We start from the raw sequence: 14,404 nt of genomic DNA on the forward strand, positions 1-14,404 counted from the left end.
TTATAAGCGGAATACCGCCAATGCAGCGCGTATTTATAAGTACGATCCGGATAGAATAGGATGCGACGTCCCGACGCGGAACCGCACCTCGATCCCGTCCGGTCCCGTGACGGAGACGCCATCGTCGACCTCGGTGACGGCATGCTCGCCGTCCGCGAGCCGCCCCTCGAGCGCTTCGAGCGCCGCCCCGTCGGGGAGCACCACCTCGAACCACGACACCCCCCTTCCCTCGGCCGGTCCGGACCGGTGGTTCCACGTGTTCGCGCCCAGATGGTGGTGGTAGCCGCCGGCGGCGACGAAGAGCGCGGCCGGCATGGCGGTTTGCGTCTCGAACCCGACCCGGTCCACGTAGAAGTCCCGGAACGTCGCAAGCGAGGAGACCTCGAGGTGGACGTGTCCGACGTCCGTTCCGGTCGGGAGCTTCGAGTCGCCCGCGGCGACGGCTTCCACCGGCTCGAGATCGAGGGGATACGTGCCCATCCGAACGGTTCCGTCGTCGCTGCGGGGCCACTCCTCCCGTGGGTAATCCCGATAGATCTCGATCCCGTTGCCTTCCGGGTCGGTGAGGTACAGCGCCTCGCTCACCCCGTGGTCCGACGCGCCGCCGAGCTGCCAGCGCTCCTGCACGCGGGCTAACGCGTCGCCCAACGCGCCGCGCGAGGGGACCCTGAACGCGTTGTGGAAGAGCCCCGCCCCCGACCGGCGTCGAGTGGGCGCTTCCGGGTCGTGCTCCAGCACGAGCAGCGGAGTCCCCTCGACGCCGAGGACCGCCGTCGCGTCGGAACGACCGAGCACGGAGAGCCCGACGACGTCCCGATAGAAGTCGGCCATCTCCGGGAGATCCGACACCGTGAGCGCGGTTCGTCCGATGCGCGTTTCCGGGGGCAATCCGTCTCCCTCCGAGGGGACCTCGTCCATCTCCGGTGACGCTCCGTTTCCCTCCGATGGCACTACGTCTCCCTCCGATCCCATCGTCGATCGCTCGTCCCGGCGGCACCGAGTCCGGGCACCGTCGCGTTCTGTAGTTCCATTACGTTACCTAGTTTGGAACCAAACTGACTTATAGATACGGTTATAAATGTGTGACCAGGTTATGACGACCCAACCACCGGAAACGGACGGCGAGACGCAGTCCGACGTCGAGCGGCGCAATGCGGACGTCTGTAACGTCGTTGGAGCGGTCGAAGCGGTGGGGTCGAAGTGGAAGCTCGTCGTCCTCAACGACCTCCGGGAGGGCGAGAAGCGGTTCAACGAACTCAAGCGGTCGACGGGAGCGAGCTCGTACACGCTGTCCCGCGTCCTCGAGGATCTGGAGGCCGACGGCTTCCTCGACAACCGCAAGGAGCTGGAGTCGCCGGTCGCCAGCTACTACGCGCTGACCGAGAAGGGGAGCGAACTCTGCCCCGTGTTCGACGCCCTGGACGAGTGGGGAACGAACTGGCTGGAGTGACGTCCGCCGCCGCATCCACGCGGTGGATCCTTCGTGCGGTACGAGTCCTCTCTGTGGCGGGAGTCTCGCCACTGACGGGCGGTCTCGGAGCTGTGAGGTAACCGTTTTCAGTCACTTCCCCAGTGTTTTCGCCCTATTTATACGCGTTTATGAATTGGATATCATTTCATCCTGCCGAAGATATTTATAATGTAGTGTCATTAACACAGCCAATGTCCGTACTCGAGACCACTGGACGGGACCTGTTCATCGACGGCGACTGGACGACCGCGTCGACCGACGAACGGTTCGCGACGATCGACCCTGCGACGGAAACCGAGATCACGACGGTTGCCGCGGCAACGGCCGAGGACGTCGACCGCGCGGTGACCGCGGCCCGGGAGTCGGTCCCGGCCTGGCGCTCGAAATCACCCGCCGAACGGAGTCGGATCGTCCACGCCGTCGCGGACCGCATTCGAGACGCCGCGGACGAACTGGCGGCCATCGAGAGTCGCGACCAGGGGAAACCGCTCGCACAGGCTCGCGACGACGTTGCGGCCGCCGCTCGATACTTCGAGTACTACGCGGGCGCCGCCGACAAGCTCGAGGGCGACAGCATCCCGCTCGAGGAGGGGAGCCTCAACCTCACCACGCGGGAACCGTACGGGGTCAGCGGCCAGATCATTCCGTGGAACTTCCCGTTGAGCATCACTGCCCGTGGGCTGGCCCCGGCGTTAGTCGCCGGGAACACGGTCGTGGTGAAGCCCGCGCCGACGACGCCGCTTTCGGCGCTGTCCCTGGCCGAGATCTGTTCCGACGCCGGCGTTCCGGACGGCGTCGTGAACGTCGTCACCGGAGGAGCGGAACCGGGAGCGGCGCTTTCCTCGCACGAGGACGTCGATCAGCTCACCTTCACCGGGAGCGTCCCGACCGGCGAAGCGGTAATGCGCTCCGCCGCGGAGACGATCACGCCGGTCACGCTCGAGTTGGGGGGAAAGAACCCCGCCGTCGTGCTGTCCGACGCCGATCTCGACGACGCCGCGCGCTGGATCGCGACGGGCATCTTCACGAACGCCGGCCAGATCTGTTCGGCGGCCGACAGGGCGATCGTTCACGAATCGGTCTACGACGAGTTCATCGACCGCATCGTCGACCGAGCGGAGTCGTACACGCTCGGCCCCGGGCAGGACGATCCCGATATGGGGCCGCTCAACCACGCCGAGCACTTCGAGTCCGTCCTGGAATACGTCGACGTCGGTCTGGAGGAGGGGGCGACGCTCGAAACCGGCGGCGAACCGCTCGACCGCGACGGCCATTTCCTCCGGCCGACGGTGTTTTCGGACGTCGAGAACGATATGCGGATCGCCCAGGAGGAGATCTTTGGGCCGGTTCTTGCGGTGATTCCCTTCTCCGACCGCGAGGAGGCGGTCGAGATCGCGAACGACGTGGAGTTCGGACTCGCCGGTGGCGTCTTCTCCCGGGACGTCAAACGGGCGTTGAACGTCGCCCGAGACGTCGATGCGGGAAGCGTCTACGTGAACGAGTGGTTCGGCGGGTCCGTCGAAACCCCGTTCGGCGGAATGGCCAAAAGCGGGATCGGCCGTGAGAAGGGATTCGAAGCCCTCGATTCGTATCTCCAGACGAAGAGCATCTCGGTCAACCTCGACGAGTAGGGTCCATTTGCCGCGGTTCGTCGCTGCGGTCCGTCGCCGCGGGAACCGATCTGTTCAACCCGATCCGGGCCCGATCAGGGGTATGCACGTCACCGTCGAGGTCGTCGGCGAGGGGTCACGCGAGCTCGCCTGCGAGCCCGAGGACACCTACGCCGACCTGATCCGGTCGGTGGGCTACAGCCCCCAGGAGGCCGCCGCGCTCGTCGACGGATCGCCGGTTCCCGAGGACCGGGCCGTCGACGCCGACCGCGTGACGGTCCTCCGGCTCATCAAGGGCGGATCCGGACGCGGCCACGCGCCCGAGACGGTCGACTTCGAGGGCGCGAACGTCGGTCCGGGGCCGGATCCCTTCGTCCTGTCCGGTCTCGAGTCGGACCTGGCGGTCCTGCTGTTCCATCGCGACCATCTCTGCGGGAACTGTCGCACGCAGGTCAAGACCGTCGTCTCGAGCTACGACTCCCTCCGGGAGGCCGGCGTCGAGGCGGTCTCGATCCTGCCTGAGGACCGCGACCGGGCCGCGGAGTGGGTCGCGGAGTACGACGTTCCCTACCCCTTCATCGCGGACCCCGAGACCGAGATCGCGAGCCAGTACGGCCAGTCGCGTCGGTTCGGGACGATCGGCCGGCGGATCGACCTGATCGGCCGGATGCCCGAGGTCGTCCTCGTCGACCTGCGCCGGGAGCCCGAGGTTCTCTGGCGATACACCGGCGCCCATCCCGGCGACCGCCCCGGGATCGACGCGATCCTCGAGGAGGTGGCGAAGTTCGCGTGAGATCCCTCTCGAGCGAGCGACTCGTCGCCGACGGCGGCTCCTGGTCCCCGCCGAGCGACCAGCCCGCGGGAATCGCGATCCGCCGTGCCGACGCGGACGACGTCGTCGACGTGATCCGGGTCCTCGAGGGTGCCCTGCTCGAGATCGACGCTGCGGTCCTCCGGTCCAGGGTCGGCGATGGGCGCGTGCTCCTCGCGGAGACCGACCCGGCGACCGAGGGCGAACGGACGCGAACCGTGGTCGGGGCGCTCTCCCTCGAATCCCGTGACGACGATGGCAGTCACGTGGCGGCCGACGACCGGCTTCACATCGACGCCGTGGCCGTCACGCGCCATCGACGCGAGGTCGGGATCGGATCCGCGCTCGTGCGAGCCGCGATCGACGCGGCCGCGGCACGCGAGGTCGACCACCTGACGGCCGCCTTCGAAGGCGATCTGCGGGAGTTCTACGCCGACCTCGGGTTCCGGATCGAGCCGATCGAGGGGACGGACCGTCTGCGTGGCATCGTCGACGTCGGGGCACTCGACCGGCGTTCCTGAACGCGTCGTTCCAGCCGGACGAGCTCCCGGTTTATGCTCCCGGCTCACCTCCCAGATCCTGGAGTTTCCGTTGGACCTGCGCGTAGACCTTCGGATGGAGGTTCATCCCCTCGTCGACGAGATCGTACAGGACGTCGGTCGCCTCCGGCGCCGTCACGTCGCCCGCTTTCGTCCGCTCGAGCAACAACGTTGTCACCCACCAACACTCGATGCCGTGACTCCGGGCCACCTCGATCAGCCCCTTGTCGTTGGCGAGGAGGATCTCCTCGTCGGCCTCCGCCAGGAGGATCACCGAGGCGTCGCCGACCGCGATCCCCTCCATCGACGCGACCTCGTCGGCCGCCGCCGGCGTCTCGTGAACGGTGACGCCCTCCAGGAACTCCTCGAGCGCTGCGGTTCCGCGCTTCCCCTCCGTGAGGACCTCCTCTCGAACCGCCTCCGTCGTCCGCACGTCGTCGAAGGCGGCCGCGACGAGGTCGAGTCGGCCGACCCACGAAAGGGGGATCAACGCGGACGAATCGACGACGACCATCAGATTCGGTCGAGGTCGCGCTCGAGGTCCTCGGTCGTGTATCCGACGTCGATCCCCTCCTCGGCGGCGAGCGTCAGCATCTCGACGTACGGGACGTCCGCGAGTTCCGCCGCCGTCCGGAGCGTGACGCTGTGGTCCCGGAGCCGGTCGAGCGCTTGCTCCCGGCGCCAGTCGTCGAGTCCCTGCCGGATCAGGCGGCGCAGCACCTCCGACCGGTCGGCGCTCAGCTCCGCCTCCAGCTCGGCGAGCGCCTCCTCGTCGTCCTCGGGAATGCGCGTGGTCACCGTCTTCATCGTTACGAGCAGGTACGTTACGATACGCATTAGTTGTAACGGCAAACGGGACCTCGACTCCGACTGGCCGGGTGGTGGCTGGAAGCACGTCCGCGATACCGACGCCATCCGACGTGCCTTTCCGGGTCGACGACGTCAGGACCGGTATGAACGCGCGTTTCGTCAACGGCCGGTTCCCGGAGCGACCTCCAGGGATCGGGGGGACATTTATGACGGGGAGGCATCCATGACGGGAAAGGACGAGTACTACAATCGCTCCAAACAGGAGGGCTACCGCAGCCGGTCCGCCTACAAGCTCCAGCAACTCGACGAGACGGCCTCGCTGTTCGACCGGAACGACACGGTCGTCGACCTGGGCGCGGCGCCGGGCGGCTGGCTGCAGGTCGCCGCCGAGCACGTCGGGGCCGGCGGGACCGTGGTCGGCGTCGACCTCCAGCGCATCCGAGATCTCGATCCGGAGGCGGACGACTGGGGCGACGGCGACGTCGCGAACGTCGAGACGATCCGCGGCGATATGACCGAGGCAAAGACCCAGGACCGGCTTCGCGAGACGATCGGCGAGCGCGGCGCCGACGTCGTGGTTTCGGATATGGCGCCGAACATGACCGGCGAGTACAGCCTCGACCACGCCCGGTCGGTCCACCTCGCTCGGCAGGCGTTCGAGGTCGCACTGGACCTGCTGACGCCCGGCGGCGACCTCGTCGTCAAGGTGTTCCAGGGGCGGGACCTGGAGGCGCTCCAGGAGGACATCGAGGCCGAGTTCGAGTACGTCCGCGTGGTCTCCCCGCCCGCCTCGCGCGACTCCTCCTCGGAGGTGTACCTCGTCGCGAAGGGACGGATGACCGCGCCCGTCGAGACGGGCGACCGGCTGGAGGTCGAGATCGAGGACGTCGGCGACGAGGGCGACGGGATCGCCACGGTGGACGGCTACACGCTGTTCGTGCCCGGCGCCGAAACGGGCGAGACCGTCGAAGTCGTGGTCGACGACGTCAAGCCGCGGTTCGGCTTCGCCGAGCGCGTCGACTGAGCGGCGTTGACTGAGCGGCGTCGACCGTCGCCGTCGACGGCGGTTCCGGGACCGAGCCGTTCCCGACCGAGGGGAGCGCTTTTATATTCCGGCTCGGTGGGTCGGGTATGCGTTCGTTCGAGAAGGCGATCATCACGTGTGCGGTCACGGGATCGATCCACGTGCCGACGATGTCGCCGCACCTGCCAATCACGCCCGACGAGATCGTCGAGGAGGCCGTCGCGGCCGCCGACGCCGGGGCGAGCATCGTTCACGTTCACGTTCGTGATCCCGAGACCGGCGAGCCGTCGCCCGACCTCGAGCTGTTCCGCGAGGTCGCGACGCGGATCCGGGAACGCAGTGACGTGATCGTGCAGCCGACCACCGGCGGCGGGTCGAACATGACCCTCGAGGAACGGGTCCAGGTCGTGCCCGAACTCGAGCCGGAGATGGCCTCCTGCAACATGGGGTCGATCAACTTCGGTCTGTATCCGATCCTCGAGGCGTACGACGAGTTCGAGCACGAGTGGGAGCGCCCGTTCCTCGAGAACACCCGCGAGTTCGTCTTCCGAAACACCTTCGCGGACCTCGAGCGGATCATCCCGCTGTTCGCCGAGCACGGAACGATGCCGGAACTCGAGTGCTACGACGTCGGCCACCTCCACAACGCAAAACACTTCCTCGACCGGGGGATCCTCGACCCGCCGCTGCACCTCCAGTTCGTGATGGGGATCCACGGCGGGATCGGCGCCGACCCCGAGCATCTCACGCACATGATCCGGACCGCGGAGCGGCTGTTCGGCGACCGGTACTCCTTCTCGGTGGTCGGGGCGGGCCGGATGCAGTTCCCGCTCACGACACAGGCGATCTCGGCGGGCGGCCACGCCCGGGTCGGGATGGAGGACAATCTCTACCTCCGAAAGGGCGAGCTTGCGGAACGGAACGCGGACCTCGTCGAGAAGATGGTCCACCAGACCCGCGAGATCACCGGCCGCGAGATCGCGTCCCCCGACGAGGTCCGGGAGTTCCTCGGTCTCAAAGGCGCCTCGAGCGTCGCCTTTTAAACAAGACGTCGTTTGCGCCGTCTTCTGGACCACACGATGACGCCCGGTTTGCGGCTCCGACGTCGACGACCGTCCCCCTCGCCTCCCGCCGTTCGACCCCGGAACCCTTTTGCCCGAACGCCAGCCACACAACGGTAATGAGCACGCTCGAAGCCGAATACCGCCTCGATTACTTCGAGGAGGAGGGCTTTCATCGTCGGGAGTGTTCCTCCTGTGGCGTCCACTTCTGGACGCGCGATCCTGACCGAACCACCTGCGGGGAGCCGCCGTGTGCGGACTACAGCTTCATCGACGACCCCGGGTTCGACGAGGCGTACACGCTCGAGGAGATACGGGAGGCGTTCCTCTCCTTCTTCGAGGACCACGACCACGAGCGGATCGACCCCTATCCGGTCGCGGCGAACCGCTGGCGCGACGACGTCCTGTTGACGCAGGCGTCGATCTACGACTTCCAGCCGTTGGTGACCTCCGGGAAGACGCCGCCGCCGGCGAACCCGCTCGCGATCTCCCAGCCCTGCATCCGGATGCAGGACATCGACAACGTCGGCAAGACGGGCCGGCACACGATGGCCTTCGAGATGATGGCCCACCACGCGTTCAACGTCCGCGAGGACGCCGACGAGGAGTACGCCTACGAGGGCGAGGTCTACTGGAAGGACGAGACGGTCCAGTATTGCGACGAGTTCTTCGAGTCGATGGGGGCGAACCTCGAGGAGATCACCTACATCGAGGACCCCTGGGTCGGCGGCGGCAACGCCGGCCCGGCGATCGAGGTCATTTATAAAGGCGCCGAGCTCGCCACGCTCGTCTTCATGTGTATGGAGCAGGACCCCGACGGCGACTACGAGCTCAAGGACGGGAACACCTACTCCTACATGGACACCTACATCGTGGACACGGGGTACGGCCTCGAGCGTTGGACCTGGATGAGCCAGGGGACGGCCACGGTCTACGAGGCGATCTATCCCGACGCCATCGAGTTCCTAAAGGAGCACGCCGGGATCGACTACGCCGACGAGGAGCGGGCGATCGTCAACCGGGCGGCGAAGCTCGCCGGCCGGCTCGACATCGACGACGTCGACGACATGGAGGCCGCCCGCGGCGACATCGCCGAGAAGCTCGACGTCGAGGTCGACGAGCTGCGCGACCTCCTCGAGCCGCTCGAGGACATCTACGCGATCGCCGACCACTCCCGGACGCTCGCGTACATGTTCGGCGACGGGATCGTCCCCTCGAACGTCGGCACCGGCTACCTCGCCCGGATGGTGCTTCGCCGGACCAAGCGGCTCGTGGACACGGTCGGCGTCGACGCCCCGCTCGACGAGCTGGTCGACATGCAGGCCGAGCGCCTGGGCTACGAGAACCGCGACACGATCCGCGACATCGTCCGCACCGAGGAGCGGAAGTACCGGAAGACGCTCGAGCGCGGCGCCCGGAAGGTCGAATCCATCGCCGACGAGTACGCCGGCACCGGCGACCCCATCCCCACGGAGACGCTCATCGAGCTGTACGACTCCCACGGGATCCAGCCGGATATGGTCGCCGAGATCGCCGACGAGCGCGGCGCGACCGTCGACGTCCCCGACGACTTCTACGGGCTCGTTGCCGACAGACACGAGCAGACCGTCGACGAGGAGACGGACGAACGCGACGACCGGATCGCGGACCTGCCCGAGACGGAGAAGCTGTATTACGACGACCAGGACCGACTGGAGTTCGAGGCGGTCGTCCTCGACGTCCTCGAGGTGGAGGCGGACGGTGACGATGCGTCGGAGGACGGCGACGCCTACGACGTGGTCCTCGACCAGACGATGTTCTACCCCGAGGGCGGCGGCCAGCCCGCCGACCACGGCACGCTGACGGCCGGGGAGACGACCGTCGAGGTCACCGACGTGCAGGCGGTCGACGACGTCGTGCTCCACCGCACGGACGGGGATCCCGGAAAGGGCGAGTTCGTTCGGGGGCAGGTCGACGGCGATCGGCGGCGGCGCCTGATGCGGCATCACACCGCGACGCACCTCATCGGCCACGCCGCCCGCGAGGTGCTCGGCGACCACGTCCGGCAGGCCGGCGCCCAGAAGGGGCTCGACTCCTCCCGGCTCGACGTCCGTCACTACGAGCGGATCTCCCGCGAGGAGGTGAAGGCGATCGAGCGCGTCGCCAACGACCTCGTGATGGAGAACCTCCCGGTCGACCAGGAGTGGCCCCACCGCCACGAGGCGGAGGCCGAACACGGCTTCGACCTCTATCAGGGCGGCATCCCGCCGGGCACGAACGTGCGCTTGATCCACGTCGGCGACGCCGACGTGCAGGCCTGCGGGGGCACGCACGTGGGCCGGACCGGCGACATCGGGGCGATAAAGGTCCTCAAGACGGAGCCGGTACAGGACGGCGTCGAGCGGATCGTCTTCGCCGCCGGCACCGCGGCCCTCGAGGCGACCCAGCGTACGGAGGACGCGCTCGACGACGCCGCGGACGTCCTCGACGTCGACCCGCTCGACGTGCCCGAGACGGCCGAGCGGTTCTTCGAGGAGTGGAAGGAACGGGGCAAGGAGATCGAGCGGCTCACCGACGAGCTCGCGGCGGCCCGCGCCTCCGGGGGGGCCGACGCCGAGGAGATCGAGCTCGACGGGGTGACGGTCGTCGTCCAGCGGCTCGACGCGGACGCGGAGGAGCTCCGCGCCACCGCGAACGCGATGGTCGAGGAGGGAACGGTCGCGGTGCTGGGATCGGGACACGACGGCTCCGCCCAGTTCGTCGTCGGCGTCCCGGACGACGTGGACGTCAACGCCGGCGAGATCGTGAGCCGTCTCGCACGGAAGGTCGGCGGCGGCGGGGGCGGTCCGCCGGACTTCGCGCAGGGCGGCGGCCCGGACGTCGACGCGCTCGACGACGCGCTCGAGTCGGCCGGCGAGACGGTTCGGTCGCTCCGGCGGGCGTAACGGAACGCTTCCACGTCGCCGATACCGTCGCGACTGACGCTCGATCGGCGCTCACCGCTTTCGAAGCGTTCCCTCGCAGGCCGGACAGCGGTCGTGCGTCGACCCGGCCAGCTCCAGCGTTCGCTCGTTGAAGCAGTCCGAACACAGCAGCGTGCCGCAGTTCGAGCATTCGTACCCGTCGAGGCTCCCGATTCCGATCCGCGCGAGCAGTCCCGACCCCGCCTCGAGCTCGTCCTCACACCGGGCACAGAGTGGCATACGCCGTCGATATGCGGGGTGGTGTCAATGAACCTATCGATCGTCGCGGTGGATCCGGGATCGGGACCCCCTCCGATTTCGGAGCGTCGTCCGCGGCCACGGTCGGTCCGGGTTCGGAACCGTCAACACGCGCCCGGCCCGATAGACGGACGTGCCATACGCCGTCAACGGGTCCGTGTCGATCCGGTACGAGGTCGAGGGCGAGGGGCCGGCGGTCGTGTTCGTCGGCGACGTCGGGCTGGGCGTCTGGCAGTTCGCCTGGCAGCACGGCGCGGTCGCCGGTCCGTACGCCGCGGTGACGCCCGAGCCGCGGGGTCTCGGCCGGTCGGATGCACCCGCGGGTCCGTACGCATTTGACGACCTCGTGGGCGATCTCAAGGCCGTCATCGCCGGGATCGACCGCCGATCGGTCCAGCTCGTGGGATACGGGTTCGGCGGGCTGATAGCGCTCGCGACCGCGATGGAGTCCGCCCGCGTTCGGAGCCTGGCGGTGATCGGAACGCCGGCCGACGGCGACGCGCTGGACCCGGACCGGTTGTGGGCCGACCCGGCCGACCGCGCCGCGGTCGAGGCGTCCACGACCGGGCTGTTGTCCGATTCCTTCCGCGCGGCGCACCCCGACGTCGTCGACCGGATCGTCGACTGGCGGGTCGCGGAGGACGCGTCGCCGGAGACGGCCGCGGCCCACCGGGCGGCGCTGGCCGACGCCGACCGATCCGACCGGCTGTACGAGCTCACCGTGCCGACGCTCGTGCTTCACGGGACCGCGGACGCGGTCTGCCCGGTCGAGCACGGCCGCCGGCTCGCCGACGGGCTCCCGCGGGGGACGTTGCACCCGATCGATGACGTCGGTCACCTCGCCGGGATCGAGGCCTCGGGCGCGTGCAACGACGCGCTTCTGGGCTGGCTTGCCGAACACGCCGACCGCCACGACGAGTAGTAACCGGACGCCGTCAGCCGGCAATCCGGACCGGCCCGTCGATCGTCCGGAGTCACGGCAGCGTTCGGACCGGACACAACCGTTTTTACGCCGAGACGGCTACGTGGGCGCAATGACACGACTCCGCGTCGCCCTGCTCAACGCGGCCCACGACGCCGCGAACACCCGCCGGAACTTCCGGCGGGAACTGGACGCCGACCTCGTCGAGTTCCACGCCGCCGAGGGGGAGCTGCCCGACGGCTACGACTTTGACGCGGTCGTCATCACCGGCTCCCGCTCCTCCGTCTACTGGGACGAGGCGTGGATCCCGCCGCTGATCGAGTACGTCGCCGCGGCGACCGACCGGGGGATCCCCACGCTGGGGATCTGTTACGGCCACCAGGTGCTCGCGGAGGCGCTCGGCGGCCGGGTCGCCGGGATGGACGACTTCGAGCTCGGCTACTCCGAGATCACCCACCACGGCGACGAGATCTTCGCGGGGATCGACGAGGAGTTCACCGTCTTCACCTCCCACGGCGACGCCGTCGTCGACCTGCCGCCCGGGGCCGAACTCCTCGCGGAGAACGAGTACGGGGTCCACGCCTTCCGTGACGGCCACAACTGGGGGCTGCAGTTCCATCCCGAGTACGACATGGAGACCGCCGCCGACGTGGCCGACGGGAAGCGCGACCGGATCGGGGACGCCCGCGTCGACGCCGCGATCGCGGAGATCACCTCCGAAAACTACGAGGCGGCCTGCGAGGTCAAGCGGGTCTTCGAGAACTTCACCGACCACGTTCGCCGGATCTCCGGGGACGTCGGTCGCTCGCGGCGGACCGAGCGATCGGTCGCCGGATCGCGCGCGGACGATTGAAAAAGGATCAAAAGATCACTGCGGACGCCGTTGGGTCTCTCCGACGATCGATCGTGAGGAACCGTGTGACTCGTTTGCAAACATCTTTTGCCGTCGTCGCCGTGAGTTCGAACAATGCTCGATTACGTGGGACTCGAGGCGGAACTGGGCGAGGAGGAGCGAATGATCCGGGACACGGCGCGCCGGTTCGTCGACGAACGGATCCGCCCCGAGATCGGCGACCACTTCGAGGACGGGACGTTCCCGACCGACCTCATCCCCGAGATGGGGGAGCTCGGGTTCTACGCGCCGAACCTCGAGGGGTACGGTTCCCCGAACGTCTCGGAGACGGCCTACGGGCTGTTGATGCAGGAGCTCGAGGCGGGCGACTCGGGGCTGCGGTCGATGGCGAGCGTCCAGGGCGCGCTCGTGATGTATCCGATCCACGCCTTCGGCAGCGAGGACCAGAAGGAGGAGTGGCTCCCGGACCTCGGCACGGGGGAGGCGGTCGGCTGCTTCGGGCTCACCGAGCCCGAGCACGGGTCGAACCCGTCGAACATGGAGACCCACGCGGAGCGGGACGGCGACGAGTACGTGCTCAACGGCACGAAGACGTGGATCACGAACTCCCCCATCGCCGACGTCGCGGTCGTCTGGGCGCGGGACCGTTCGGCGGCGGACGGTGACGACGACGGTCCGATCCGGGGGTTCCTCGTCGAGACCGACCGGGACGGCGTGACGACCAACAAGATCACGGAGAAGCTGTCGCTGCGGGCGTCGATCACCGGCGAGATCGACCTGCGGGACGTCCGGGTCCCCGAGTCGAACGTCCTCCCCGGCGTCGAGGGGATGAAGGGGCCGCTGTCGTGTCTCACGCAGGCCCGCTACGGCATCGCCTGGGGTGCCGTGGGCGCGGCGCGCGACTGCTTCGAGACGGCCCGGGAGTACGCGACCGACCGCGAGCAGTTCGGCGGCCCGATCGCCCGGTTCCAGCTTCAGCAGGAGAAGCTCGCCGAGATGGCCACCGAGATCACGACGAGCCAGCTGCTCGCGTACCGGCTCGCCGAGCTGAAGGAACGCGGCGACCTGCGTCCGCAACACGTCTCGATGGCGAAACGGAACAACGTTCGGATGGCCCGCGAGCAGTCCCGGGTCGCCCGCGAGATGCTCGGCGGCAACGGGATCACGACCGACTACTCGCCGATGCGCCACCTCGCGAACCTGGAGACCGTCTACACCTACGAGGGAACCCACGACATTCACACCCTCATCCTGGGTCAGGACCTCACCGGGATCGCGGCGTTCGAGTAGCGCACCCGGCTCGCCCGGGTTCTCCGGTCGTCCGCGGTCGTCCGCGGTCGTCCGCGGTCGTCCGCGGTCGTCCGCTTTCTCCATCCTCCCGGAAGAGCGATCCGGCCGACGTTTTCACGCCGATTCCGCCGTTCGACTATGGTAATAGTACACATACTTTTATCCCCCGGGGGTATAGCGTCTCACGATGACGACGTCAGCCCACGAGGGATCGACGACGCTCGACCTCTCCCGGGAGGGGTTGTGGGTCGCACACGCGGCACTCGTCCGCTCGGGTCGCGAGGCGACCGAGGCGGGTGAAGCCCGGCCGGTCGAGTGCCGGCTCCTCGAGAAGATCGAGGACGACGAGCCGTTCGAGCCGGCCGAGCTGTCCACGCTTCGTGACGCGCTGGTGTCGTATCTCGGCGACGCGCCGATCCGGGACCGAGCACCCGGCAGGGAGGCGCTGCGAACGGTCTCCACCGCGCTCGATCCGCCGTCGCGCGTGTGAGCGTGACGGGCGTCCTCGCATATCGTATCCCGGACACCGTCTCAGCCGGACACCGTCCCAACCGGACACCGTCCCAACCGGACACCGTCCCAACCGGACACCGTCTCAGCCATCTGGTCCGGATGGAAGAGGTTTTAACCGCGCCGCGGAAAGTACGGGCCACTATGGGTAAGAAATCGAAGGCCAAGAAGAAGCGTCTGGCCAAGAAGGAGCGCCAGAACCAGCGCGTCCCGTCGTGGGTTATGATGAAGACCAATATGAACGTCACCCGCAATCCCAAGCGGCGCAACTGGCGGCGCAGCGATCTCGACGAGTAGGGTTTG

The 14,404-nt window shown here is 68.1% G+C and carries 16 protein-coding genes and 1 pseudogene; 13 read left to right on the forward strand and 4 right to left on the reverse strand.

Features of this window, described 5'->3' with window-relative positions; translation table 11 throughout:
* Nucleotides 1–33: 33 nt before the first annotated feature.
* Complete coding sequence (locus tag BLV25_RS07330) at nucleotides 34–918, reverse strand: VOC family protein (RefSeq protein ID WP_092732457.1); 885 nt, start codon at nucleotides 916–918, stop codon at nucleotides 34–36.
* Between the two features lie 175 nt (nucleotides 919–1,093).
* On the opposite strand from BLV25_RS07330, the gene BLV25_RS07335 reads away from it, so the two are divergent.
* From BLV25_RS07335 to BLV25_RS07350, 5 genes and pseudogenes are all read left to right on the forward strand, one after another.
* Entirely contained in the window at nucleotides 1,094–1,450 is a 357-nt protein-coding gene (locus tag BLV25_RS07335) for a winged helix-turn-helix transcriptional regulator (RefSeq protein ID WP_092731878.1), read from the forward strand.
* 212 nt (nucleotides 1,451–1,662) lie between these two features.
* Nucleotides 1,663–3,102, forward strand: a complete 1,440-nt coding sequence (locus BLV25_RS07340) for an aldehyde dehydrogenase family protein (RefSeq protein ID WP_021075212.1) — start codon at nucleotides 1,663–1,665, stop codon at nucleotides 3,100–3,102.
* 82 nt (nucleotides 3,103–3,184) lie between these two features.
* Nucleotides 3,185–3,394: pseudogene (samp2, locus tag BLV25_RS17830) on the forward strand (ubiquitin-like small modifier protein SAMP2); the annotation flags it as partial.
* Entirely contained in the window at nucleotides 3,371–3,874 is a 504-nt protein-coding gene (locus BLV25_RS07345) for a peroxiredoxin family protein (protein ID WP_092732460.1), read from the forward strand. The pseudogene samp2 and the gene BLV25_RS07345, both read left to right, overlap by 24 nt.
* The gene (locus BLV25_RS07350; protein ID WP_176819451.1) at nucleotides 3,871–4,413 is read left to right on the forward strand and encodes a GNAT family N-acetyltransferase; all 543 of its coding nucleotides are present in this window, start codon (nucleotides 3,871–3,873) and stop codon (nucleotides 4,411–4,413) included. The genes BLV25_RS07345 and BLV25_RS07350 overlap by 4 nt, the downstream gene beginning before the upstream one ends.
* 31 nt (nucleotides 4,414–4,444) lie before the next feature.
* Here BLV25_RS07350 and BLV25_RS07355 read toward each other — a convergent pair whose 3' ends face one another.
* Together BLV25_RS07355 and BLV25_RS07360 are read right to left on the reverse strand one after the other, a co-directional pair.
* Nucleotides 4,445–4,945 (reverse strand): hypothetical protein, encoded by a 501-nt coding sequence (locus BLV25_RS07355; protein WP_092731884.1) that lies wholly within the window; start codon nucleotides 4,943–4,945, stop codon nucleotides 4,445–4,447.
* Nucleotides 4,945–5,268 (reverse strand): UPF0175 family protein, encoded by a 324-nt coding sequence (locus BLV25_RS07360; protein ID WP_021075208.1) that lies wholly within the window; start codon nucleotides 5,266–5,268, stop codon nucleotides 4,945–4,947. Before BLV25_RS07360 ends, BLV25_RS07355 begins: the two co-directional genes overlap by 1 nt.
* A 196-nt stretch (nucleotides 5,269–5,464) precedes the next feature.
* Between BLV25_RS07360 and BLV25_RS07365 the strand changes: the two genes are divergently transcribed.
* The 3 genes from BLV25_RS07365 (at nucleotide 5,465) to alaS (ending at nucleotide 10,250) form a co-directional block, all read left to right on the forward strand.
* Nucleotides 5,465–6,265, forward strand: coding sequence for a 23S rRNA (uridine(2552)-2'-O)-methyltransferase (locus BLV25_RS07365; RefSeq protein WP_092731887.1), 801 nt, complete (start codon nucleotides 5,465–5,467; stop codon nucleotides 6,263–6,265).
* Between the two features lie 107 nt (nucleotides 6,266–6,372).
* Nucleotides 6,373–7,308 (forward strand): BKACE family enzyme, encoded by a 936-nt coding sequence (locus BLV25_RS07370; RefSeq protein WP_092731890.1) that lies wholly within the window; start codon nucleotides 6,373–6,375, stop codon nucleotides 7,306–7,308.
* 137 nt (nucleotides 7,309–7,445) lie between these two features.
* Nucleotides 7,446–10,250 (forward strand): alanine--tRNA ligase, encoded by a 2,805-nt coding sequence (alaS, locus tag BLV25_RS07375; RefSeq protein ID WP_092731893.1) that lies wholly within the window; start codon nucleotides 7,446–7,448, stop codon nucleotides 10,248–10,250.
* Between the two features lie 51 nt (nucleotides 10,251–10,301).
* Here the strand turns inward: alaS and BLV25_RS07380 are convergent, their stop codons facing one another.
* Entirely contained in the window at nucleotides 10,302–10,508 is a 207-nt protein-coding gene (locus BLV25_RS07380; protein WP_021075204.1) for a hypothetical protein, read from the reverse strand.
* 151 nt (nucleotides 10,509–10,659) lie between these two features.
* Here BLV25_RS07380 and BLV25_RS07385 point away from each other — a divergent pair, with 151 nt between their 5' ends.
* From BLV25_RS07385 to BLV25_RS07405, 5 genes are all read left to right on the forward strand, one after another.
* Complete coding sequence (locus BLV25_RS07385) at nucleotides 10,660–11,448, forward strand: alpha/beta fold hydrolase (protein WP_092731896.1); 789 nt, start codon at nucleotides 10,660–10,662, stop codon at nucleotides 11,446–11,448.
* 112 nt (nucleotides 11,449–11,560) lie between these two features.
* On the forward strand, nucleotides 11,561–12,301 hold the full coding sequence (locus BLV25_RS07390; RefSeq protein ID WP_021075202.1) for a type 1 glutamine amidotransferase: 741 nt from the start codon (nucleotides 11,561–11,563) through the stop codon (nucleotides 12,299–12,301).
* Nucleotides 12,302–12,415: 114 nt separating this feature from the next.
* Nucleotides 12,416–13,591 (forward strand): acyl-CoA dehydrogenase family protein, encoded by a 1,176-nt coding sequence (locus BLV25_RS07395; protein WP_021075201.1) that lies wholly within the window; start codon nucleotides 12,416–12,418, stop codon nucleotides 13,589–13,591.
* Nucleotides 13,592–13,778: 187 nt separating this feature from the next.
* Nucleotides 13,779–14,081: a DUF7853 family protein gene (locus tag BLV25_RS07400; RefSeq protein WP_092731899.1), complete on the forward strand. Its 303-nt coding sequence runs from the start codon at nucleotides 13,779–13,781 to the stop codon at nucleotides 14,079–14,081.
* Nucleotides 14,082–14,245: 164 nt separating this feature from the next.
* A complete protein-coding gene (locus tag BLV25_RS07405) occupies nucleotides 14,246–14,398 on the forward strand; it encodes a 50S ribosomal protein L39e (RefSeq protein ID WP_021073091.1) in 153 nt (50 codons plus the stop codon).
* The last annotated feature ends 6 nt before the right edge of the window (nucleotides 14,399–14,404 follow it).

It is taken from the genome of Halopenitus persicus, from assembly GCF_900107205.1.
GTDB classification, from domain to species: domain Archaea; phylum Halobacteriota; class Halobacteria; order Halobacteriales; family Haloferacaceae; genus Halopenitus; species Halopenitus persicus.

What these genes read in the sequence shown, in the direction of transcription:
- BLV25_RS07330 (WP_092732457.1), bottom strand. Translation starts at nt 918, where the DNA reads ATGGACGAGGTCCCCTCGGAGGGAGACGGATTGCCCCCGGAAACGCGC.
- BLV25_RS07335 (WP_092731878.1), top strand. Translation starts at nt 1,094, where the DNA reads ATGACGACCCAACCACCGGAAACGGACGGCGAGACGCAGTCCGACGTC.
- BLV25_RS07340 (WP_021075212.1), top strand. Translation starts at nt 1,663, where the DNA reads ATGTCCGTACTCGAGACCACTGGACGGGACCTGTTCATCGACGGCGAC.
- BLV25_RS07355 (WP_092731884.1), bottom strand. Translation starts at nt 4,945, where the DNA reads ATGGTCGTCGTCGATTCGTCCGCGTTGATCCCCCTTTCGTGGGTCGGC.
- BLV25_RS07360 (WP_021075208.1), bottom strand. Translation starts at nt 5,268, where the DNA reads ATGCGTATCGTAACGTACCTGCTCGTAACGATGAAGACGGTGACCACG.
- BLV25_RS07365 (WP_092731887.1), top strand. Translation starts at nt 5,465, where the DNA reads ATGACGGGAAAGGACGAGTACTACAATCGCTCCAAACAGGAGGGCTAC.
- BLV25_RS07370 (WP_092731890.1), top strand. Translation starts at nt 6,373, where the DNA reads ATGCGTTCGTTCGAGAAGGCGATCATCACGTGTGCGGTCACGGGATCG.
- alaS (WP_092731893.1), top strand. Translation starts at nt 7,446, where the DNA reads ATGAGCACGCTCGAAGCCGAATACCGCCTCGATTACTTCGAGGAGGAG.
- BLV25_RS07380 (WP_021075204.1), bottom strand. Translation starts at nt 10,508, where the DNA reads ATGCCACTCTGTGCCCGGTGTGAGGACGAGCTCGAGGCGGGGTCGGGA.
- BLV25_RS07390 (WP_021075202.1), top strand. Translation starts at nt 11,561, where the DNA reads ATGACACGACTCCGCGTCGCCCTGCTCAACGCGGCCCACGACGCCGCG.
- BLV25_RS07395 (WP_021075201.1), top strand. Translation starts at nt 12,416, where the DNA reads ATGCTCGATTACGTGGGACTCGAGGCGGAACTGGGCGAGGAGGAGCGA.
- BLV25_RS07400 (WP_092731899.1), top strand. Translation starts at nt 13,779, where the DNA reads ATGACGACGTCAGCCCACGAGGGATCGACGACGCTCGACCTCTCCCGG.
- BLV25_RS07405 (WP_021073091.1), top strand. Translation starts at nt 14,246, where the DNA reads ATGGGTAAGAAATCGAAGGCCAAGAAGAAGCGTCTGGCCAAGAAGGAG.